The sequence below is a fragment of the Paenibacillus sp. 2KB_20 genome, from assembly GCF_052115765.1.
In the GTDB taxonomy this organism is placed as follows: domain Bacteria; phylum Bacillota; class Bacilli; order Paenibacillales; family Paenibacillaceae; genus Paenibacillus_AQ.
This window is the reverse complement of the sequence record NZ_JBFRHH010000015.1, coordinates 33,138-54,908: the sequence shown is the minus strand read 5'-3', so window position 1 is coordinate 54,908 and position 21,771 is coordinate 33,138. Positions and strand designations below refer to the sequence as shown.

18 protein-coding genes are annotated in these 21,771 nt (G+C 49.9%); all 18 read left to right on the top strand.

Features of this window, described 5'->3' with window-relative positions; all coding sequences use genetic code 11:
- Window positions 1-7 precede the first annotated feature (7 nt).
- The 18 genes from AB4124_RS28825 (at window position 8) to AB4124_RS28740 (ending at window position 21,736) form a co-directional block, all read left to right on the top strand.
- Entirely contained in the window at window positions 8-850 is an 843-nt protein-coding gene (locus tag AB4124_RS28825; protein WP_441974967.1) for a hypothetical protein, read from the top strand.
- Between the two features lie 145 nt (window positions 851-995).
- Window positions 996-2,318: a trigger factor gene (gene tig, locus AB4124_RS28820; protein ID WP_076323106.1), complete on the top strand. Its 1,323-nt coding sequence runs from the start codon at window positions 996-998 to the stop codon at window positions 2,316-2,318.
- A gap of 275 nt (window positions 2,319-2,593) precedes the next feature.
- The gene (gene clpP, locus AB4124_RS28815; RefSeq protein WP_006208779.1) at window positions 2,594-3,184 is read left to right on the top strand and encodes an ATP-dependent Clp endopeptidase proteolytic subunit ClpP; all 591 of its coding nucleotides are present in this window, start codon (window positions 2,594-2,596) and stop codon (window positions 3,182-3,184) included.
- A gap of 14 nt (window positions 3,185-3,198) precedes the next feature.
- Window positions 3,199-4,464 (top strand): ATP-dependent protease ATP-binding subunit ClpX, encoded by a 1,266-nt coding sequence (gene clpX, locus AB4124_RS28810; RefSeq protein ID WP_076323107.1) that lies wholly within the window; start codon window positions 3,199-3,201, stop codon window positions 4,462-4,464.
- A gap of 113 nt (window positions 4,465-4,577) precedes the next feature.
- Window positions 4,578-5,687, top strand: a complete 1,110-nt coding sequence (gene ispG, locus AB4124_RS28805) for a flavodoxin-dependent (E)-4-hydroxy-3-methylbut-2-enyl-diphosphate synthase (RefSeq protein ID WP_076323108.1) — start codon at window positions 4,578-4,580, stop codon at window positions 5,685-5,687.
- 691 nt (window positions 5,688-6,378) lie between these two features.
- On the top strand, window positions 6,379-8,088 hold the full coding sequence (lonB, locus tag AB4124_RS28800) for an ATP-dependent protease LonB (protein ID WP_379411552.1): 1,710 nt from the start codon (window positions 6,379-6,381) through the stop codon (window positions 8,086-8,088).
- An 84-nt stretch (window positions 8,089-8,172) separates the two neighbouring features.
- The gene (lon, locus tag AB4124_RS28795) at window positions 8,173-10,509 is read left to right on the top strand and encodes an endopeptidase La (RefSeq protein WP_076323111.1); all 2,337 of its coding nucleotides are present in this window, start codon (window positions 8,173-8,175) and stop codon (window positions 10,507-10,509) included.
- Between the two features lie 16 nt (window positions 10,510-10,525).
- Entirely contained in the window at window positions 10,526-11,170 is a 645-nt protein-coding gene (gene yihA / locus AB4124_RS28790) for a ribosome biogenesis GTP-binding protein YihA/YsxC (protein ID WP_083659682.1), read from the top strand.
- 214 nt (window positions 11,171-11,384) lie between these two features.
- Entirely contained in the window at window positions 11,385-11,975 is a 591-nt protein-coding gene (locus AB4124_RS28785; protein WP_076323113.1) for a non-ribosomal peptide synthetase module, read from the top strand.
- Window positions 11,976-12,264: 289 nt separating this feature from the next.
- The gene (gene speD / locus AB4124_RS28780; RefSeq protein ID WP_076323114.1) at window positions 12,265-12,663 is read left to right on the top strand and encodes an adenosylmethionine decarboxylase; all 399 of its coding nucleotides are present in this window, start codon (window positions 12,265-12,267) and stop codon (window positions 12,661-12,663) included.
- Between the two features lie 338 nt (window positions 12,664-13,001).
- On the top strand, window positions 13,002-14,408 hold the full coding sequence (hemA, locus tag AB4124_RS28775; protein WP_441974966.1) for a glutamyl-tRNA reductase: 1,407 nt from the start codon (window positions 13,002-13,004) through the stop codon (window positions 14,406-14,408).
- 19 nt (window positions 14,409-14,427) lie between these two features.
- Window positions 14,428-15,258, top strand: coding sequence for a cytochrome c biogenesis protein CcsA (gene ccsA, locus AB4124_RS28770; protein ID WP_076323116.1), 831 nt, complete (start codon window positions 14,428-14,430; stop codon window positions 15,256-15,258).
- 6 nt (window positions 15,259-15,264) lie between these two features.
- On the top strand, window positions 15,265-15,924 hold the full coding sequence (locus tag AB4124_RS28765) for a precorrin-2 dehydrogenase/sirohydrochlorin ferrochelatase family protein (RefSeq protein WP_379411166.1): 660 nt from the start codon (window positions 15,265-15,267) through the stop codon (window positions 15,922-15,924).
- A gap of 3 nt (window positions 15,925-15,927) precedes the next feature.
- On the top strand, window positions 15,928-16,884 hold the full coding sequence (gene hemC, locus AB4124_RS28760; RefSeq protein ID WP_441974965.1) for a hydroxymethylbilane synthase: 957 nt from the start codon (window positions 15,928-15,930) through the stop codon (window positions 16,882-16,884).
- Window positions 16,885-16,888: 4 nt separating this feature from the next.
- Window positions 16,889-18,445, top strand: coding sequence for a uroporphyrinogen-III C-methyltransferase (gene cobA / locus AB4124_RS28755; protein ID WP_441974964.1), 1,557 nt, complete (start codon window positions 16,889-16,891; stop codon window positions 18,443-18,445).
- A 55-nt stretch (window positions 18,446-18,500) separates the two neighbouring features.
- Window positions 18,501-19,502 carry a porphobilinogen synthase gene (hemB, locus tag AB4124_RS28750; RefSeq protein WP_076323120.1) on the top strand — a complete coding sequence of 334 codons (1,002 nt, stop codon included), beginning with the start codon at window positions 18,501-18,503 and terminating at the stop codon, window positions 19,500-19,502.
- A 33-nt stretch (window positions 19,503-19,535) separates the two neighbouring features.
- Entirely contained in the window at window positions 19,536-20,831 is a 1,296-nt protein-coding gene (gene hemL, locus AB4124_RS28745) for a glutamate-1-semialdehyde 2,1-aminomutase (RefSeq protein ID WP_379411158.1), read from the top strand.
- The gene (locus AB4124_RS28740; protein WP_430186500.1) at window positions 20,828-21,736 is read left to right on the top strand and encodes an RluA family pseudouridine synthase; all 909 of its coding nucleotides are present in this window, start codon (window positions 20,828-20,830) and stop codon (window positions 21,734-21,736) included. Before hemL ends, AB4124_RS28740 begins: the two co-directional genes overlap by 4 nt.
- Window positions 21,737-21,771 lie beyond the last annotated feature (35 nt).

Genomic DNA, 21,771 nt, shown 5'->3' with positions numbered 1-21,771 from the left:
TACGGTTATGCTCGAGAATGAACGTTACGGTGAGGCGATGGAGGTTCTGCGCTTTCTGCTGAAATGCGGAGGACAGAATGAACGGCATTATGAAGAGTGGAATTCGCTCCTCGACTGGCTTGAAGCCGCATTTCCGGAACAGGCTGTCCCCCGTTCGGTTGATTCCGAAGCAGAGCCCGAGGAGGATGATCCGGACGAAGCGGAAATGGCAAGGCAGCTGGTTAGGGACAAAGTCGCTCAGGATGCCGGATATGCCGACAAGCTGCTGGCTTCGGTCATGAACGGGCCGCTGACAGAGCAGACCATTTTGGCGCTGGAACAGCTCGCTTATTTGGACCGTCCGGAGATCGACGCTATTTTGGTCGAGTGGCTGCATGATACGCCGCTTCATCCGCTGCTGCAATTTCGGGTGCTGCAAACGCTCCGGAGAAGAGGAATGGAAGGGAATGTGAGCCTTCATCGCGGGCAGGAAGCCGTCGAGATTGAGATCGATTCGGTTCCCTTGGACCCAGGAAGTTTCCCGGACGCCATTTCGAAAATTTTGGAGCGTTTGGCCGATCAGACTGAGATTCATGAACCGACACTATTTTATTTTGCACAGGAATTATGGTCTCAGTTCATCATGGCGATTTACGGCACCGAAGATTACCATTCCATGCTGGATGAAGAAGAATCCACGCTTGACATATGGGCAGCTGCTCTGCATGACATTGTGTCGGAGAGTCTGAAAGGGTTTCGCAATGAGGAGGAAATCCGCCCGCTCTACGGCATAACGGACACCATGCGGTTCCGCTATGAGGGAGCCTACCGATCTCTTAAACAATTTGTTGCTGCGGGCGTGGAAGATTAGCGAGAGTTGGAAAACGTTTACGGTATCGTAGCATAAGGGTTCGCCCTTGAAAAAGAATTTAATGTTGTTTATACTATAGTGGTTATTCGGTACGTGATACATTATTGCGTCGACCACGTGAATTATTTTGGAGGGGAAAGCATAAATGAAAGCAACTTGGGAAAAAATAGAGAAGAACCTTGGGGTTCTTGACGTTGAGGTTGATGCGGAGCGCGTTGCATCCGCCCTCGACAAAGCTTTTAATAAAGTAGCCAAAAAAGCAAATGTACCTGGATTCCGTAAAGGTAAAGTACCTCGCTCGATCTTCGAAGCTCGTTTTGGCGTTGAGAGCTTGTACCAGGATGCAATCGACATCCTTCTTCCAGAAGTATACAGCGAAGCTGTAGAACAAGCGGATATCTTCCCTGTGGATCGTCCAGAAGTGGACATCGAGCAATTCGCTAAAGGCGAAACTTTTAAGTTCAAAGCAAGAGTAACGGTAAAACCAGAAGTTAAACTTGGCGAATACAAAGGTGTTGAAGTTGCTGCAGTAGCTGCTGAGGTTTCTGACGAGGAACTGAGCGAAGAGCTTGAGCGTCTGCAACAACGTCATGCTGAGCTTACAGTAATCGACGAAGGTGCTTCCCAGTCTGGCGATATCGTTGTGATTGATTTTGACGGTTCCGTTGACGGCGTTCCTTTCGAAGGTGGACAAGCTGAGCGTTATTCCCTTGAGCTTGGAAGCAACACGTTCATTCCAGGTTTTGAAGATCAAGTCATCGGAATGGCTACTGGAGACTTCAAAGACGTGGAAGTGACATTCCCTGAAACTTACCATGCTGAAGATTTGGCTAACAAACAAGCTATCTTCAAAGTGAAAGTTCACGAAATCAAACGCAAGCAGCTTCCTGAGCTGGATGATGAATTCGCTAAAGACGTAAGTGAATTCGATACGCTTGATGAGTACAAGGAAGATCTGAAGAAACAACTGCTGACTCGCAAAGAGCAAGAAGCACAAGGCGTTCGTGAGAACGAAGCCGTTGAAAAAGCAGCAGCTAACGCTGAAGTTGAAATTCCTGACGCTATGATTCAATCCGAAGTTCAAAACATGATGCGCGATTTCGACAACCGTCTTCGCCAGCAAGGTATGAACCTGGAAATGTTCCTTAGCTTCTCCGGCCAAACGAATGCCGATCTGGAAGGTCAAATGAAGGACGATGCTGCAAAACGCGTTCGCAACAACCTCGTGCTCGAGCAAATCGCGAAAGAAGAAAAACTCGAAGTATCTGAAGAGGAAATCAACAAAGAGCTGGAAAACATGGCTGACACATACAAACGTCCTGCTGATGAAATCCGCAGCATCTTGGGTGCTAACGGTTCCCTTGACAGCCTTCGTGAAGAACTGCTTCTTCGCAAAACCATCGACTTCTTGTTGGAAAACAGCGTAGAAGGCGCTCCTGTTGAGAAGAAAGAAGCAACTGAAGAATAATAAATAGGCGGCTGCGAAAAGCTGCCCTCACATTAGATAAGGCACGTACATTTCATGCGTGCCTTATTTTTAACTAAGAATAGCCAATTTACTACTAAATGTGACATGAATTGGTTATTAATTTCGACATACATAATGAGACAAGTTGGCAGGATATAATTCTTGGCAAGTTCATAGGATGTAAGCAGGGTTAAAAAATGACATCGTGCTGTGAACATGTTAGAATAACTTTTGTAACGTTGTAGTATATTTTTCAAGGAAAAGAGGTTGGTCGCATGAGTCTTGTACCTATGGTTGTGGAACAAACCAGTCGAGGCGAAAGATCTTACGATATCTACTCAAGATTACTGAAGGATCGCATAATATTCCTCAGCAGTGCGATCGATGACGATGTTGCCAATCTTGTCATCGCCCAGCTTCTGTTTCTAGCTGCGGAAGATCCGGAAAAAGACATCTCTTTGTACATCAATTCCCCTGGCGGTTCGGTTACAGCCGGGATGGGTATATATGATACGATGCAGTTGATCAAGCCTGATGTGTCCACGATTTGCGTTGGCATGGCTGCCAGCATGGGGTCACTGTTGCTTACTGCAGGAGCGCCAGGCAAACGCTATGCTCTTGAGAACAGTGAAGTGATGATTCATCAGCCGCTCGGAGGCATTCAAGGTCAGGCATCCGATATCCAAATCCATGCAGATTGGATCATCAAGACGAGACATAAGCTGAATCAAATCTATGTGGAGCGCACGGGTCAGCCCCTTGAAAAAATCGAACGCGATACGGACCGCGATTTTTTCATGAGCGCGGAGGAAGCGAAGGCGTACGGGATTATTGATGATGTTCTGTCTTCACCGACCAAATCTTAAGGGGTGGTAATAGCATGTTTAAATTTAACGATGACAAAGGGCAGCTGAAGTGCTCCTTCTGCGGTAAATCGCAGGAGCAGGTCCGCAAGCTGGTTGCGGGGCCCGGTGTTTATATATGTGACGAGTGTATTGACTTGTGTTCAGAGATCGTTGAGGAAGAACTCGGCCATGAGGAAGAAGTGGATCTGAAGGATATTCCGAAACCTCGTGATATTCGTGACATTCTGGATCAATACGTAATCGGTCAGGATCAAGCGAAGAAGTCCCTTTCCGTTGCCGTTTACAATCACTATAAGCGCATCAATACCCAGAACAAAATTGAGGACGTTGAATTGCAAAAGAGTAATATTTTGCTGCTCGGACCAACAGGTTCCGGTAAAACATTGCTCGCGCAAACCATGGCCAAAATTCTCAACGTGCCGTTCGCTATTGCAGATGCAACTTCACTGACCGAAGCTGGTTATGTAGGTGAGGATGTTGAGAACATTCTGCTGAAGCTGATTCAAGCAGCGGATTATGATGTGGAAAAAGCGGAACGCGGCATTATCTATATTGATGAGATCGATAAAGTGGCTCGTAAATCGGAGAACCCGTCCATTACCCGTGACGTTTCCGGTGAAGGGGTTCAGCAGGCCCTGCTGAAAATTCTTGAAGGCACCGTTGCTTCCGTGCCTCCGCAAGGTGGACGCAAGCATCCACATCAGGAATTCATCCAGATCGATACGACGAACATCCTGTTCATTTGCGGCGGTGCATTTGACGGATTGGAGCAGTACATTAAACGCCGGATCGGTAAAAAGGTCATCGGCTTTAATGCAGCCGGAGAAAACCAGAAGGATCTTAAGCCAGGTGAATACCTGACGATGGTTCTGCCGGAAGATCTGCTGAAATTCGGCTTGATTCCGGAGTTCGTTGGTCGTCTGCCAGTTGTGTCTACGCTCGAACCACTGGATGAGGCAACATTGGTACGGATTCTGTCCGAGCCGAAAAACGCGCTGACAAAACAGTACCAAAAGCTGCTTGAATTTGACAACGTAAACCTCAAATTTGAGCCAGGCGCGCTAGAAGCGATTGCCCGCGAAGCCATTAAGCGCAATACCGGCGCACGCGGACTGCGTTCCATCATTGAAAGCATCATGCTGGATGTGATGTACGAAGCGCCGTCCAGAGATGATATTAAGGATTGCGTCATTACGGAGCAAGTCGTTCGTGATAAAGTGATTCCTGAACTGCAAGCCAAAAGTAACGAAGACGATAAGAAACAAGAAGAAAGCGCCTAATGTGCTCTAGCGCATTAGACGTGGAATAAATCTACGCTGATTCTCCACTTCCAGTTATACCCAATCGGGTTGATTGGAGTGGAGCTTTGGCGTTATATGGGAGAGATCGTACCATGTTTTTGAGACAAGACACACGGCCCGTCAAGGTGGGGAATCTCACTATTGGGGGAAAGAACGAAGTCATTATTCAAAGCATGTGCACCACCAAAACAGCAGATGTGGAGGCGACCGTTGCCGAGATACTCCGTCTGGAAGAAGCGGGATGTCAGATCGTTCGCGTTACGGTGAACAATGAGGAAGCAGCTGCAGCCATTAAGGAAATCAAGAAACGCATTCATATTCCGCTTGTGGCGGATATTCATTTTAACTACAAGCTTGCCCTGATGGCGATCGAGAACGGTATCGATAAAGTCCGGATCAATCCGGGAAACATCGGTAAGCGTGAAAAGGTCGAAGCTGTCGTGAAAGCATGCAAAGAGAAGGGGATTCCGATTCGAATCGGAGTTAACGCCGGTTCCTTGGAGAATCATCTCATTGAAAAATACGGGTATCCGACACCGGAAGCCATGGTGGAAAGCGCCTTGTATCATATCGGCATCTTGGAAGAACTGGATTTCCATGATATCATCGTTTCTCTTAAAGCTTCTGATGTACCGATGGCAATTGCGGCTTACACCAAGGCGGCGGAAGTTATACCATACCCACTTCATTTAGGCATAACCGAAGCAGGCACCCTGTTCTCGGGTACCGTCAAGAGTGCTGCCGGACTTGGCGCACTGTTGTCTCTTGGAATCGGCAGCACGATGCGTATTTCTTTGAGTGCCGATCCTGTGGAAGAGATCAAGGTAGGCCGGGAGCTGCTCAAATCCTTCGGTCTGATCTCGGATGCTGCAACCTTGGTATCTTGCCCGACCTGCGGACGTCTGGATATCGATTTGTTCTCCATTGCCAATGAGGTGGAGGAATATATCTCGAAGATCAAAGTGCCGATTAAGGTTTCCGTTCTGGGCTGTGCCGTAAACGGCCCCGGAGAGGCCAGAGAAGCCGACATCGGTATTGCCGGCGCTCGGGGTGAAGGTTTGCTCTTCCGTTACGGAGAGATGATCCGTAAGGTACCCGAAGAGACTATGGTTGAAGAGCTCAAGAAAGAAATCGATCATATCGTGAAGGTGTACGAGGAAACGGGTGAAATCCCGGGCCGCAAGCACAAATCCACGGTCTAAGCTGGATAACTTGGTTTTTGAAATGTATCCCCACTTAAATAAAAACGGCAGTCTCTGGATTCAAAGAGACTGCCGTTTTGTTGTTTTCTAAGGAAGCACAGGGTCTTAGGTGATGTGTGGTTCAAATTTATGAATGTACTTTTAAGCGGTCTGTTATTAGTATAAAGTTGCAATTATGCTTTCTGTTGTTCCAAGTATAATCGCTCCTAACTGAGCTTCTGATAAATGAAGCTCAGCCCTACCCACTCCCCACCCCCACGATTAAGAAGGATGCAATGCGCCGCACCAGCGGAGCGGACGAATCGATTCCGGAGAAGCGGATGCGTTCGCCTTTGTTTCCGAATTTCTACATTGGTACTCGTCATTCATGAAATTCGGAAACAACAGCGATCGGAGGAACGATACGTACGCGGAGCGTCTCACATCACAACGTCTCACAACGTCTCACAACGTCTCACAACGTCTCACAACGTCTCACAACGTCTCACAACGTCTCACAACGTCTCCCATCCACTTTTTGATACTTTACGACTTCGTTAATGCATCCTGATTAAATCACCCTCTTTTACAATTTGTTCCCCCTCCCGCGTTTTACCATCCGAGGAATCGGCAATACTACCATGTATTAACGTTTGGATGAAGACATAATGGAGTACAGGAGGAATGACTTGTGAATTTAAGTATCGTAATTATGCTGGTGCAACTGTTTTTTGCGGTCATCATCGGCATTTATTTTTGGAATTTATTGCGCGGACAGAAGACAAGCAAAACAGCGGTGGATCGGGAATCGCGCAAGGAGCTCGATAAACTCCGAAAACTCCGGTCGATATCGCTAACGAAACCGCTCGCTGAGAAAACAAGGCCGCAAACGATGGATGACATCGTGGGGCAAAAGGACGGTTTGCGCGCCTTAAAGGCAGCGCTATGCAGCGCGAACCCTCAGCATGTCATCGTTTACGGACCCCCGGGGGTCGGTAAGACTGCTGCTGCCCGCGTCGTGATGGAGGAAGCCAAGAAGAACCCGCAATCGCCGTTTAAATATGACGCAAAATTCACGGAAATCGACGCAACGACGGCCCGTTTCGATGAACGGGGAATTGCCGACCCGCTCATCGGGTCTGTTCATGATCCGATTTATCAAGGTGCCGGTGCCATGGGGGTTGCAGGCATTCCTCAGCCGAAGCCGGGTGCGGTGACCAAGGCCCATGGGGGGATCCTGTTTATTGATGAAATCGGGGAATTGCATCCCATCCAGATGAATAAGCTTTTAAAAGTGCTGGAGGACCGCAAGGTACTGCTCGAAAGTGCATATTATAATTCGGAGGATGCCAATACACCTGCCTATATACACGATATTTTTCAAAATGGCCTTCCGGCAGACTTCCGTCTGGTGGGTGCTACGACACGTTCGCCCGAAGAGATTGCTCCTGCACTTCGCTCGCGCTGCATGGAGATTTTTTTCCGTCCGCTTTTGCCTGAAGAAATTGGGAGAATTGCAGAGGATGCCATTCAGAAAATTGGTTTGAATGCAGCGCCTGAAGCGGTGGAAGTTGTGAAGCAGTACTGTTCCAATGGACGGGAAGCGGTCAATATGATTCAATTGGCTGCCGGTCTTGCTTTGACGGAGAAGCGAGATTCGCTGCGAGCGGCGGATGTAGAATGGGTAGCCAGCAGCAGCCAGCTTCAGCCAAGGCCCGACCGAAAAATACCGGAGAAGCCTCAGATTGGCGTAGTAAACGGATTGGCCGTATATGGCCCGAATATGGGGGCACTGCTTGAAATTGAAGTATCTGCGGTTCCTGTCGAAGAGGGCCGGGGTACCTACAATATCACCGGGGTTGTGGATGAAGAGGAATTTGGCGGAGGCTCGCGCAAGCTGCGTCGCAAGAGCATGGCCAAAGGCTCGATCGAGAATGTACTAACTGTGCTGGGTTCGATGGGCTTTACACCTAAAAACTATGACCTGCACATCAATTTTCCCGGAGGGACACCGATTGACGGTCCTTCCGCCGGTATTGCGATGGCAACAGCAATTGTATCAGCCATCAAAGGAATTGAAGTCGATAACAAGGTCGCCATGACCGGCGAGATGAGTATTCATGGAAAAGTGAAACCGATAGGCGGGGTCATCGCTAAAGTGGAGGCGGCATTCCAGGCAGGTGCTACCCGCGTCATCATCCCTAAAGACAACTGGCAGACGCTGTTTCAGGATTTGAGCGGCGGTTTGCGGGTAATTCCGGTAGAGTCGCTGGATGAAGTATTCAGCCATATTTTTGGTGGAACGTTCGCTCCGGAGGTGGTACAGCTCCCTGCAAACGAGGTATTTCCATCCGCTTCCGCTTCATTGCTGCAGGCGACGCCTCCGCGCAACGGCAAAATAACGGACGCCGGAGGATGTTAAGCTTCGTTTGGTTGGTTTTTTATACGCAGATTTGATAAAATAGGAATAGTGTCAACATTGAGAGCCATTGGAGGTGCGAAAGCGATGGGACCCAGTAAATCCAAAGGTCGTCGTTTTCCTTTACTGCCTTTGAGAGGTCTGTTGGTCTATCCAAGTATGGTGCTTCACTTGGATGTAGGCCGGGAGAAATCGGTAAAGGCTTTAGAAAAGGCGATGGTTGAAGACAATTTGATTCTCCTATGTTCTCAATCGGAAGTGAACATTGAAGAACCGACGCAGGATGATATTTTTCGGATTGGCACAGTTGCGAATGTACGCCAGATGCTTAAGCTTCCTAACGGTACCATACGTGTGCTAGTGGAGGGTATGGAACGGGCGGAAGTTATTGAATATACGGATCAAGAGGAATACTATGAGGTCATCGCTCGGGAGCTTCCCGAAGAAGAGAATCATGACCCTGAAGTTTCCGCATTAATGCGAACCGTACTGTCTCAGTTTGAGAATTATATCAATCTGTCGAAGAAGGTGACACCAGAGACACTGGCGGCCGTTTCCGATATTGATGAGCCGGGCCGACTGGCGGACGTCATTACGAGTCATTTGTCACTGAAGATCAAGGATAAGCAAGAAATTCTCGAAACAATTGATGTTCGCAAACGCCTCGAGAAACTTCTAGATATACTGAATAACGAGCGTGAAGTGCTGGAGCTGGAGCGCAAGATCAACCAGCGGGTCAAGAAGCAAATGGAGAAGACCCAGAAGGAATACTATTTGCGCGAACAGATGAAGGCCATCCAGAAAGAGCTGGGCGACAAGGAAGGCCGTGCAGGGGAAGTAGAGGAACTTCGAAGTCAGCTTCAGGAGCTTGAGCTGCCGGAGCGGGTACATGAGAAGGTAGAGAAGGAAATCGACCGCCTCGAGAAAATGCCGGCGAGCTCTGCAGAGGGCGGCGTGATTCGGAACTATGTCGATTGGCTATTGGCGCTGCCATGGACGAACAAGACCGAGGATGATCTGGACATCGTCAAAGCGGAGCAAGTGCTGGATGAGGATCATTACGGTCTCGAGAAGCCGAAGGAACGCGTGCTGGAATATCTGGCGGTCCAAAAGCTGGTGAAGAAGATGAAGGGGCCTATTCTATGTCTTGTTGGTCCTCCAGGGGTCGGTAAAACATCGCTGGCCCGTTCTATTGCCCGATCTTTGGAACGCAAGTTCGTTCGTGTTTCATTAGGCGGAGTAAGAGACGAGGCGGAAATCCGCGGTCACCGGCGCACTTATGTTGGGGCTATGCCGGGACGTATCATTCAAGGCATGAAAACAGCGGGTTCGATGAATCCTGTGTTCCTGCTGGATGAAATCGATAAGATGGCCTCCGACTTCCGCGGCGACCCGTCTTCCGCACTGCTTGAGGTACTTGACCCTGAGCAAAACAATACGTTCAGCGATCATTTCGTGGAAATTCCTTTTGATTTGTCTAACGTCATGTTTGTCACAACGGCGAATGTGCTTCACAACATTCCAAGACCGCTCCTGGACCGGATGGAAGTGCTGTACATTCCAGGCTATACGGAGCTGGAGAAATTGCAGATTGCCAATCGTTATTTGCTGCCCAAGCAGAAGAGTGAGCATGGTCTTGCGCCGGAGCAGTTAATTCTGGACGAGGAAGCACTCATGAAGGTGATCCGGGAATATACCCGTGAATCTGGGGTGCGGAATCTGGAGCAGCAAGTGGCTGCCCTATGCCGCAAAGCCGCCAAACAGATCGTGACTAATCAATCGGAATCCATTGAGATTAAGGCTGACGATATTAAGGAATATCTCGGTATTCCGAAGTTTCGCTATGGTATGGCCGAGCTTGAAGATCAAGTAGGCACGGTAACAGGGCTTGCGTGGACGGAAGTGGGCGGCGAGACGCTGACCATTGAGGTTACCGTGGTGCCTGGTACCGGCAAGCTGATCTTGACGGGTAAGCTGGGTGATGTGATGAAGGAATCGGCCCAAGCCGCCTTCAGTTTTACCCGCTCGAAGGCGGTAGAACTGGGCATTGATCCGGATTTCCACGAGAAGCTGGATGTCCATATCCATATCCCGGAGGGAGCCATTCCGAAGGACGGCCCTTCAGCCGGCATTACGATTGCGACGGCTCTTATCTCATCTTTAACCAAACGGCATGTAGCCCGTGATGTGGCCATGACGGGGGAGATTACACTTCGGGGACGTGTTCTTCCGATTGGTGGCTTGAAAGAGAAATCCCTGGCAGCCCACCGTGCCGGCTACAAAAAAATATTACTCCCTAAGGATAACGAACGTGACTTGCGTGATATACCTGACAGCGTGAAGAACGACGTTGAGTTCGTTCCGGTATCCCATATGGATCAGGTTCTGGAGCATGCGCTCGTTGAACAAGCGGGAGTGCACTAGAGAGGAAAGTCTAATTATGAAAGTTACGAAAGCCGAGTTTGTCATCAGTGCTGTCGTACCTGCTCAATATCCTGAAGACGCCTTGCCGGAAATTGCTCTGGCAGGGCGTTCCAATGTGGGCAAGTCATCACTGATTAACCGTATGATATCCCGTAAGAACCTGGCCCGAACCAGTGCAACACCGGGGAAAACCCAGCAGCTCAACTATTATCGGGTGAACGACGACCTGTATCTGGTCGATTTTCCCGGCTATGGTTATGCGAAGGTATCCAAGACCCAGCGTGCGGCATTTGGCGAAATGATTGAGAGATATTTGCTCAGCCGGGAAGAACTGAAGCTTGTATTACTGATTGTGGACATGCGTCACCCGCCTTCAAAAGATGACATCAGCATGTATGAATGGCTGCAGCATTATAACCGGCCGGTATGCGTGGTTGCGACCAAGGCGGACAAAATTCCGAAAACGCGCCGTGAGAAGCATGTAAAGATCGTGAAGGAAACACTAGGCTTCAAACCCTATCACTCTTTTGTCATGTTTTCATCCGAGCTCGGTCTGGGTAAAGATGAGTTATGGGCCATCATGGAGTCCCATATGGGGACTATGGATGAAGAGGAAGAGCCATATCTGGATTCGGAAACGGAAGGCAATGAGCAAGCCTGATCCGATTAATTTCGTGATATTTTTTTCAAGGCTAATATAGGGAATCGGTGAATTCTTTACAGGAAAGTGAGCATCTTGCGGGAAATGTCGCTCTGATTCCGGCTAATTCCGTTTTTTTATGAAATATGATGGATATTCTCATTCGAACGGCAGGAAAGACCGCTTGGATTTGCTGTATAATGGTAGTAAGTTAAAAGAATTGAGGGAGATTTTTATGGCTCAGCGGTTAGCCACAGAATATGTTAATGCCACAATGCAAATGACGGATATTCAAATGGATCAATTTCTGCAGTATACCCAAGCTTTCCGGGTTACTAACCGGGTAAAAGTCATGGATAGCGGAGAGCAGGAGTTCGTGCTCGAAGATGAAAGCGGGGAAGAAGTTCATTTGCCCTTTGAACGCAAGAATGGCTTGTACGTCTGTGAGCTGTCGTGCCGATTGGTTACTCCCCATCTGACAAATGCCGTACGCAAACTGTTTGCGGCTTTTAAGGGATCAGGTAAAGTGAATCGGATTTATCGCGGCTTTACGATGAGCTACGACTACCACGCGGGAACGGTGCACAGAATTACGCAAGTCACCGGGAACGACAGCATTGTCATTTATGAGTACAAGAATACGGCAGGAGAGCTGCAGCGACTCTTCAACAGCAATGAAGCAGAGAAAGAGATCGAATCCATCCAGCATCATATTAACGTGCTTCTAGACCAACGGATTGCAGCAGGGAATGATAATCTTATTACGAAGACCATAGATGAGCGGCTGCGACGGTTTAATCAACGCCTATTCGTGCTAGAGGCCTAAGGAGGCTGCCCTGTAACAGGGCGCCTTTTTTATTCACGGATCCATGACACCAAGTGGTTCAATCGCACATATATTGAGCTGTAAAATATTTATGGGTTATTTTCGAAAAAGGTGTTGCATTTAAGCGTCATAGATGTTATTTTTAATCTCGTTGAAAAGAATATAGGAACCAGGATTCACTCAGGACATGTAATGTTGCGAGAGATTATTCCCTCGGGAAGTGAATGACGTAGGTCCTAGCGGATGAAATTTTCAAACATTTTATTCCTAGGAAGGGGGAAACCGGAAGATGGAATACTCAACTTTCGGAAGACACGTTGCTGTTGATACTTGGGGAGTCGATTTTGAACTATTGAACAGTGCAGAATTTTTGCAAGCTCAGATGGTGGAAGCCGCTGAAGCATGTGGAGCAACGGTAATGTCCGTCCAATCCAAGCAATTTGAACCACAAGGTGCAACTGTGCTGGTGTTGCTGTCGGAAAGCCATCTCTCGATTCACACATACCCTGAGAGAGGTTTTGCTGCGATTGACTGTTATACCTGCGGGGAGACAGTAGATCCGCAACTGGCTATTGACTATCTGGTATCCGCTTTGAAACCTGAAAAATGCTATGCTAAGAAACTCGTGCGAGGACTCGGCGAAATGACCGTGGAAACGCCTGAGATGAACCAGGCTGAACTCGTTTAATCCAGCCTTCTAAAAAAATGCCTATACTGATAACCATGGAGGTTTCCATGGTTATTTATTTTGGGGATTGAGAAGTACGGCCGATTTCCAGTCCGTCGTTCTCTGAAATGAGATTTCGTAGAAAATAACACGTATATCTAAGGTGTTCTATATCCACAATAGTAAGGTACGATCTACAGGTAGAAATCTTCATGAATGGAATGAAGAAGTATGGGGATTTCATAAACATTTCATAAAATAGACAAGGGTGCTCAATATACTGTGATATAATGAACAGGGTCAAGACAGTCCGTTGTGAACGGCAAAACTACTCGGAGAAATAGGCAGGTGAACATGCAATGCACATCGTCGTTGTTGGGTTGAACTATCGCACGGCGCCCGTGGAAGTCAGAGAACGTTTTACATTCTCGGAAGAAGACATGCCGAAGGCGTTAGAGCAGCTAAATTCAACCAAGAGCGTATTGGAAGGCGTCATTGTCGCTACCTGCAACCGCACTGAGATTTATGTTGTGGTAGACCGCCTTCATATGTGCGGCTACTTTATCCGCAGTTTTATGGAACAGTGGTTCGGCATTAATCGTGAAGAATTTACACAGCACCTCTATATATATGAAGACGAACAAGCGATTTCCCATCTGTTTAAGGTTACTTGCGGCTTGGATTCCATGGTCATTGGAGAGACGCAGATCCTGGGACAGGTGCGCAATGCTTTTTTGACGTCGCAGCAGCAGAATGCCACCGGTACTTGGTTTAATATGTTGTTTAAGCAAGCTGTTACGCTCGGCAAGCGGGCTCATTCCGAGACATCGATCGGAGAGAGTGCTGTTTCTGTCAGCTATGCTGCGGTGGAACTGGGTAAACGGATTTTCGGTACGTTTAACGACAAAAAAGTAATGATTCTCGGCGCAGGCAAGATGAGTGAACTTACCGTGAAGCATCTTTATGCCAACGGTGCTGCGGAAGTAATTGTAGCCAACCGTACGCTTGGCCGTGCGGAGGAACTTGCACGCAAGTTCCAAGGGACGCCGTGCACCATAGCCGAAGCCAAGAATTTGCTGCATGAAGTCGATATTATTATTAGCTCTACGGGCTCGAATGAATATGTTCTGAATGCGGAGCGGGTTAAAGAGAGCATGAAGAAACGTCAGGCCCGCCCGTTGTTCATGATTGATATTGCTGTGCCACGGGATATCGATCCGGCGATTGGGGAACTTTCCAATGTGTTCTTGTACGATATTGATGATCTGGAAGGCATTGTAGAGACCAATATGGAAATGCGCCGAGTGGAAGCAGCGAAGATTGAAGTAATGATTCAAGAAGAGATGGATGCATTCCACACATGGCTGAAGACGCTCGGTGTCAGACCGGCGATTCGGGCCTTGCAGGAGAAGTCGAATACCATTCATGAAGAAACGATGGAAAGCTTGTTCAACAAGCTTCCAGAACTGGATGAACGCCAGCGAAAAGTCATCCGTCGTTTGACCAAGAGCATCGTTAACCAGATGATGCATGATCCCATTAACCGGATTAAGGAAATGACGGGCGGCAAGCAGGGCAGTGAAGCACTGGATTATTTTTCACAAATCTTTGCGCTGGAAAGCCTGATCCATGAGAATGAGCAGGAAGCCCGCAGCCGCAACAAGAAAGCAACTGCACCCGTTAAAGCTGAACGGACGAAGAATGCTGTAGATCAGCAGGCAGAAGAGAAACCGCTTAAGGTGTCTCTAGCCCCAGCCACCCTTTGAGGAGGGTGAGTACAAACCCATGCTGTTAAACTTAATTTATATCACCGGCATTTGTATCTATGCCCTGAGCCTTCTGTTTTATATCTCGGATTGCGTTTCACGCAATTCGGTGGCGAAGCGGATAGGCACAGGGCTTCTTGTTATTACTGCACTGTTACAATTCACCGGAATCAGCATCAGAGCGATGGAAGGCGGACATTTCCACTTCCCGGTGTTTACGCTGTTTGATTTCCTGTTCCTGCTGGCGTTCTGCATATCGATTACTTCGATTGCCCTGGCGTATTTGAAGCGGTCGGAATTTGCCGTCCTGTTAATGAACCTCGTCGGGTTTAGCGTCATGCTGGTCAATCGTTTATGGTTCACGGCGGGAGACAATGCATTGTATAGCTGGGAGACGGAACATCGTCTCTTGCTTATTCATATTGCCCTGGCGAGTGTCAGCTTCGCCGCTTTGACCGTCGGGGCTGTGTTTGCGGCGATTTATATGTTCCTTCACCGGAAACTGAAGCACAAGCAATGGAATGATACGATCCGCAGGCTGCCGAGTCTGGAGAAGCTTGATGTTTATTCTTATAAGGCGCTGATGGCTGGAACGATTATTCTGGTCATGTCGCTCATTTTGGCCGTCATGTCGGTGGCCATGGCTGGGCGATGGACCTTGTTCTTGGATATCAAAGTCCTGTCTACATTGACGGCTCTTGCGATGTATTTGGTTTATTTCATCAAACGTCGCCTGTGGAGAAGGTCAGGCAGGGAAGCAGCCATATGGGCCTTAATCGGGTATGGATTCATTATTTTGAATTTCTTTCTCAATACGTGGTCCGCTTTCCATAGTTGGTCAGGAGTGTGATGGCAGATGGCATATGATGATCATTATGTGCCCATCCTGCTGAATTGCAGGGGACGTCTATGCTTGATTGTCGGCGGCGGCAAGGTGGCGGAACGTAAAGCCGACACCCTGCTGAATGCCGGAGCAAGCGTACATATTGTAAGTCCCATACTACGAAGCGAGAAACTTCAACGTTTGGCCAATGAGAAGGCTCTTCGATGGACGAAGCGGAAGTATCAATCAGACGATCTGACAGGCGCGTTCATGGTTCATGCGGCAACGGACGACAGCATGCTGAACCTGAAGATAGCGGAGGACGCCGATCGTCTTGGCGTGTTGGTTAACGTAGCCAGCAACGGCGAGGCTGGGACGTTTATCAACCCGACAGTGCTGCGGCGAGGGAGGCTTACACTGGCTGTATCAACATCAGGAGCTGGGCCGATGGCCGCACGCGGTATACGCGACGATCTCGAAGAACAGTTCGGGCCTGAGTATGAGGATTATTTGGATTTTTTATATAGGATGCGTTCGATAATCAGGGAAGAGGTGGAGTCTGCTGATGCACGCAGGCGGCTGCTGCACAAGGCATACCGCATGGATATGCTCGGAGAGATCCGCCGCGAAGGTTATGCGCCCTGGAGTGAGGATAAAATCAAGCAGTGGATTGCGAATAATCAGGAGGAATGAAAGATGCGCACAATCGTAGTTGGCAGTAGACAAAGTGCTCTGGCACTGACACAGACAGGACAGGTTATCGATGATTTAAAGCGTTTAGCCAAGGAGCATGGTCTGGACTATGACTTCACCGTCAAGAAAATCGTCACCAAGGGCGACCGCATACTGGATGTTACGCTTTCCAAGGTAGGCGGCAAAGGATTGTTTGTCAAAGAAATCGAGCAGGCAATGATCGACGGTGAGATTGATATGGCGGTTCATAGCATGAAGGACATGCCCTCTGTTCTGCCCGAAGGTTTGGTATCCGGCGCGGTGCCGGCAAGAAAGGATCCTCGTGATTGCCTGATTTCCAAAGAAGGGGTAACGCTGGATGACCTTCCTACAGGTGCCAAAGTGGGGACAAGCAGTCTGCGCCGGTCCAGCCAGCTCAAGGCCTATCGGCCGGATCTGCAGATCGAATGGATTCGAGGGAATATCGATTCTCGCATTCGCAAAATGGAGGATGGTGAATTTCAGGCCATCATTCTGGCGACCGCAGGTCTTCAGCGCATGGGCTGGGAGGACCGGATCACATCGTACTTGCCGGTTGATATTAGCCTGCCTGCCGTTGGCCAGGGCGCACTCGGGATTGAATGCCGCGAGAACGATGCTGAGCTGCTGCATTTGCTCTCACTTTATAATGATGATGTCACCGCACGAACCGTTGCGGCTGAACGCAAGTTTCTGAGCGAGCTGAACGGAGGATGCCAGGTGCCTATCGGGGCTTACGCTGTCCTGAAGAATGTGGATGCCGAAGATTCCCGCGGAGTACAAAACGTTATACAATTAACAGGAATGGTTGGCTCTCCTGACGGCGAAATCGTATTGAAGGAAAGCGCCGAAGGAACCGACCCTGAATCGCTCGGAGTGGAAGTGGCTGCAAAGCTGAAAGCTAAAGGAGCGGAGAAGATACTGGCACAAGTTAGGGGTTGAGGGGATGGCAGGCAAGGTTTATCTCGTGGGAGCAGGACCGGGCGATGCACGCCTGATCACGATTAAAGGCAAGGAATGCATTGAGAAGGCAGATGTCGTGGTGTACGACCGATTAGCCAGCCCTCGGCTGCTGCGGTGGATGAAGCCCGGAGCGGAGAAGGTCTATGTAGGCAAGCTCCCCGATCGGCATACGATGAAGCAGGAGCAGATCAATCAGCTGCTGGTTGATTATGCTTTGGAAGGCAAGACGGTCGTCCGTTTAAAGGGCGGCGATCCAACCATCTTCGGTAGAGTAGGCGAAGAAGCGGAGCTGTTATACCGTCATGGCATCTTGTACGAGATTGTACCGGGGATCACCTCAGCGATCAGCGTTCCGGCTTATGCCGGGATTCCGGTGACGCATCGTGACCATGCTTCATCTTTATCCATCATTACCGGGCATGAAAGTCCCGAAAAGCTGGACCGGATGATTCAATGGGATAAGGTGACCAATGCAACGGGGACTTTGATTTTTATGATGGGTGTGGCCAAGATCGGCTATATCAGTCGTCAACTGATCAAACACGGCAGGCCGCCAGAAACCCCGGTGGCTCTTATTAGATGGGGAACCCGAGCGGAGCAAGATACGCTGACGGGGACGCTGGCGGACATCGAGGACAGAGTCAAGGCAGCGGATTTTCAGCCGCCTGCCGTCATCGTTGTTGGGCAGGTGGTGCTTCAGCGGGAGCACCTGAAGTGGGCAGAACGGCTGCCTCTGTTCGGTAAACGAGTTCTGGTCACGAGGGCCCGAAGCCAGGCCAGTGCATTGGTATCCCAAATCGAAGAGCTCGGCGGAGAGCCTTATGAATTTCCCGTCATCGACATCGTCATGCCTTCGAAGGACGAAGTGCTTGCTGGCGTTCAACAAGCACTGGACAAGCTGAGTACGTATGACTGGGTATTCTTCACCAGCGTGAACGGAGTCGAATTCTTTTTCCGCCACTTGAAGGAGAATGGGCGCGATATTCGTTCCCTAGCCTCTGCCCGCATCGTCGCGGTTGGTCCAGCAACAGCCCATGCTCTTGGTAATTACGGCATAGCCGCTGAAGTCATTAAGGAGCGGTACCAGGCGGAAGGCATTATCGATGCTTACGGTTCAGAGCTCAAGCCTGGTCAGCGTGTGCTGCTGCCTCGGGGCGATCTGGCACGCAAGTGGCTGCCAGAGAAGCTGACGGAAATGGGGCTGCTCGTGACGGAAGCCGTGATCTATGAGAACGTGCTGTGTGGTGAGGACGATGATGAGCTGTTGAAACTGCTTCAAGATGGCGGCATTCACGCCGTTACTTTTACCAGTTCCTCTACCGTTACCAATCTGCTGAAGGCGCTGAAGGGGATGGGCGTAGCAGATCCTGCCGAACTGTTAAAAGGATCGACGATTGCTTGCATCGGACCTTTGACCGCCCAGACGGCAGAGGAAGCCGGTCTGCACGTATCCCTCCTCGCCGAGGAAGCGACGATCGACAGTCTGGTGAAGACCTTGTGCATTTGGAATGAGAACGATCCACGCCGCGTTGGGCCATAATATCCTTTTCTTTTAAATACATGATCAAAAAGTACATCATCAGGAGGTATACGTCATGAGTTTTCCAATCGTACGCCATCGTCGGCTGCGTCAAAATGCCGGCATTCGCAGCATGGTCCGTGAGACCGTGCTTCATACGGAGGATCTGGTTCAGCCAATCTTCGTTACCTATGGCAGTGGAGTGAAATCCGAAATTTCCTCGATGCCGGGGGTCTATCATTTTTCGCTCGATACCTTGAAAGAGGAAGTAGACGAAATCGTAAGTCTAGGCATTCCTGCTGTGCTCCTGTTCGGAATTCCTGAGACCAAAGACAGCGTAGGCACATCCGGTTTTGCGGATGACGGGATTGTCCAAGAGGCTACCCGTCTCATCAAGTCGTGGTATCCCGATCTTCTGGTGATTGCTGATACGTGCCTGTGCGAATTTACCGACCACGGCCACTGCGGTATGGTGCATACCTTTGAGCGTGACGGTCACACCTGCGGCGATGTATTAAACGACGAGTCACTGGAGCTGCTCGTTCGTACAGCGGTTTCCCAAGTGAAGGCGGGAGCCGATATTATTGCACCTTCCAATATGATGGACGGTTTTGTTCAAGCCATTCGTTCCGGACTTGATGAAGCCGGATTTTATAACGTGCCGATCATGTCTTACTCGGTTAAGTACGCTTCGGCCTTTTACGGACCTTTCCGTGAAGCTGCCGATTCTGCTCCGCAGTTCGGCGACCGTAAAACCTATCAGATGGATCCGGCCAATGTGAGAGAGGCGCTTCGCGAGGCGGAGACGGACGTGCTGGAAGGCGCCGATATGCTGATGGTGAAACCAGCTATGGCCTACCTTGACGTTGTCAGATTGCTGAGAGACCAGTTTGATCTGCCGATTGTCGCTTATAACGTAAGTGGGGAATATTCCATGATTAAGGCGGCTGCTCAGCAGGGATGGATCAGTGAGCAGGCGATTGTGATGGAGCTGCTGACGGGGATGAAGCGTGCCGGTGCGGACATTATCATCACGTATTTCTCGAAGGATGCAGCACGCTGGATGCGCAGCAAGTAACCAATAACGACTAAAGAGTTAGGAGTGCATCGTATGAGCCAAGATATGCGGAAAGAAGAATTATCGCGTTCTGCTTTTGAAGAAGCGAAGTTATACATTCCCGGCGGTGTCAACAGTCCGGTACGTGCGTTTAAATCTGTGGGATTAACGCCGATTTATATCGATCGCGGAGAAGGCAGCCGCGTATATGATATCGATGGCAACAGCTTTATCGATTACGTAGGTTCTTGGGGACCGCTGATTATGGGCCACGCGCACCCTGAGGTCGTTGAAGCACTTCAGGAGACCGCTGCGAAGGGGACCAGCTTTGGTGCGCCAACCCTGTTGGAAACGAAGATGGCGAAGCTCGTCTGCGAGCGCGTGCCGTCGATGGAGGTTGTGCGAATGGTGAATTCCGGTACGGAAGCTACCATGAGCGCCATCCGGCTGGCGCGCGGTTATACCGGGCGCAGCAAAATCATCAAATTCGAAGGCTCTTATCACGGTCACGCCGATAGCCTTCTGATCAAGGCGGGATCGGGCATCGCAACGCTGGGTCTTCCCGATAGTCCCGGTGTCCCTGAGAGCGTGGCTTCCAACACCATTGCCGTTCCTTATAATGACTTGGAGTCGGTAGAGCTTGCCTTCAAGCGGTTCGGCGAAGAGATCGCCGCAGTCATTGTTGAGCCGGTGGCCGGCAACATGGGCGTGGTACCTCCACAGCCAGGGTTCCTGGAAGGACTCCGCAAGGTCACTTCCGATTATGGTACAGTGCTTATTTTCGACGAGGTCATGACCGGATTCCGCGTGGATCTAAACTGTGCGCAAGGACGTTATGGCGTTACGCCGGATTTGACATGTCTGGGCAAGGTGATCGGCGGCGGTCTGCCAGTCGGTGCTTATGGAGGCAAGCGTGAGCTGATGGATCAGATTGCTCCGGCAGGGCCGATCTATCAAGCAGGAACGTTAAGCGGAAATCCGCTCGCCATGGCGGCCGGCTACACGACTCTAAAACTGTTGACGCCTGCTATCTATGAACAGCTGGAGGAACGAGGAGCCCGCCTTCAGGCCGGATTTGAGCGAAACGCTAAGGAATTCGGGATCCCGCTTACGATCAACCGGATCGGGTCCATGGTATGTCCTTTCTTCACGAATACGCCGGTTGTCAATTTTGATACGGCCAAGACAAGTGATCTGGATCGTTTCCGTCAATATTTTGCAGCGATGGTAGAAGAGGGAGTCAGCGTACCTCCTTCCCAGTTCGAGGGCATGTTCATCTCGGGAGCGCATACGGTGGAAGATATCGATGCCACCATCGAAGCCAACTACAATGCCTTCAAGAGCCTATGAGTTACGGGGGCAATTGGAGCAAACGCGGCGAATGGCTGGAGATGACGCCGGGCAAGGCGCTGTTAGGTCAGCCGGATCGGAACGAGGCTGCTGCCAAGTGGCTTATGGAAACGGTCGGTATGCCCGAGAAGCTGTATCGCAAGCTTCATCATGAGCAAGGGATACAATGGAGAGGGGACCGGCTTCGGCTGGTCCTTTTTCCTTATCGGGATTACGGCATCGAACCGAGATGGCAGAAGCTAGATGTATTGTACGAGGACGATTTCTGCCTGGTCGTGAACAAACCGGCCGGCATGGCGGTCCATCCGGACAACGAGAGCACGGAGACGACGCTGAATCATGTGGTAGCTGCGTATTACGAAGCCGAAGGCATTCATACGGCAGTCCGGCATATTCATCGGTTGGATAAGGACACAACAGGTCCCGTACTGTACGCCAAGAATGAATATGCGCAGCTAAAGCTTGACGAGGCCATGCGGGAGAAGAAGATCGTCCGGATTTATGCGGCTATCGTTCAGGGGAGGGTCTCGCAGGATCTGAAGAGAATCGATTTGCCGATAGGCAAAGACCGCTATCACGCAAGCCGCCGGCGGGTTTCATTAACCGGGCAGGCTGCGATCACGCATATTCTCTCATCTGAAGTGTATCCAAAAGCCAGCCTGCTGCAAATTCGTCTGGAAACCGGCCGTACGCATCAGATCCGGGTGCATCTAAGTCATATGGGACATCCGCTTCTGGGAGATTCCTTATACGGAGGACCCGAGACGTTCCCGCGCCAGGCGCTGCATGGCAAACGTCTGTTGTTTACTCATCCTCTCTCGGGCGAGAGTATCGAGGTGGAAGCGCCCTGGCCTCAGGATATGTTGGAGTTAAGAGAGCAAATCATAGAGTCAGCAGGCCGTTAAGAAAATTTGAAAAATCCTGAATGAACCGGTAACTT

Bases quoted from the DNA above. Each gene is read 5' to 3' on its own strand.
- cobA (WP_441974964.1), top strand. From the start codon at position 16,889: ATGGCAGGCAAGGTTTATCTCGTGGGAGCAGGACCGGGCGATGCACGC.
- AB4124_RS28825 (WP_441974967.1), top strand. From the start codon at position 8: ATGCTCGAGAATGAACGTTACGGTGAGGCGATGGAGGTTCTGCGCTTT.
- hemL (WP_379411158.1), top strand. From the start codon at position 19,536: ATGAGCCAAGATATGCGGAAAGAAGAATTATCGCGTTCTGCTTTTGAA.
- lonB (WP_379411552.1), top strand. From the start codon at position 6,379: ATGCTGGTGCAACTGTTTTTTGCGGTCATCATCGGCATTTATTTTTGG.
- yihA (WP_083659682.1), top strand. From the start codon at position 10,526: ATGAAAGTTACGAAAGCCGAGTTTGTCATCAGTGCTGTCGTACCTGCT.
- AB4124_RS28765 (WP_379411166.1), top strand. From the start codon at position 15,265: ATGGCATATGATGATCATTATGTGCCCATCCTGCTGAATTGCAGGGGA.
- clpX (WP_076323107.1), top strand. From the start codon at position 3,199: ATGTTTAAATTTAACGATGACAAAGGGCAGCTGAAGTGCTCCTTCTGC.
- tig (WP_076323106.1), top strand. From the start codon at position 996: ATGAAAGCAACTTGGGAAAAAATAGAGAAGAACCTTGGGGTTCTTGAC.
- hemB (WP_076323120.1), top strand. From the start codon at position 18,501: ATGAGTTTTCCAATCGTACGCCATCGTCGGCTGCGTCAAAATGCCGGC.
- hemA (WP_441974966.1), top strand. From the start codon at position 13,002: ATGCACATCGTCGTTGTTGGGTTGAACTATCGCACGGCGCCCGTGGAA.
- speD (WP_076323114.1), top strand. From the start codon at position 12,265: ATGGAATACTCAACTTTCGGAAGACACGTTGCTGTTGATACTTGGGGA.
- ccsA (WP_076323116.1), top strand. From the start codon at position 14,428: ATGCTGTTAAACTTAATTTATATCACCGGCATTTGTATCTATGCCCTG.
- hemC (WP_441974965.1), top strand. From the start codon at position 15,928: ATGCGCACAATCGTAGTTGGCAGTAGACAAAGTGCTCTGGCACTGACA.
- clpP (WP_006208779.1), top strand. From the start codon at position 2,594: ATGAGTCTTGTACCTATGGTTGTGGAACAAACCAGTCGAGGCGAAAGA.
- ispG (WP_076323108.1), top strand. From the start codon at position 4,578: ATGTTTTTGAGACAAGACACACGGCCCGTCAAGGTGGGGAATCTCACT.
- AB4124_RS28740 (WP_430186500.1), top strand. From the start codon at position 20,828: ATGAGTTACGGGGGCAATTGGAGCAAACGCGGCGAATGGCTGGAGATG.
- AB4124_RS28785 (WP_076323113.1), top strand. From the start codon at position 11,385: ATGGCTCAGCGGTTAGCCACAGAATATGTTAATGCCACAATGCAAATG.
- lon (WP_076323111.1), top strand. From the start codon at position 8,173: ATGGGACCCAGTAAATCCAAAGGTCGTCGTTTTCCTTTACTGCCTTTG.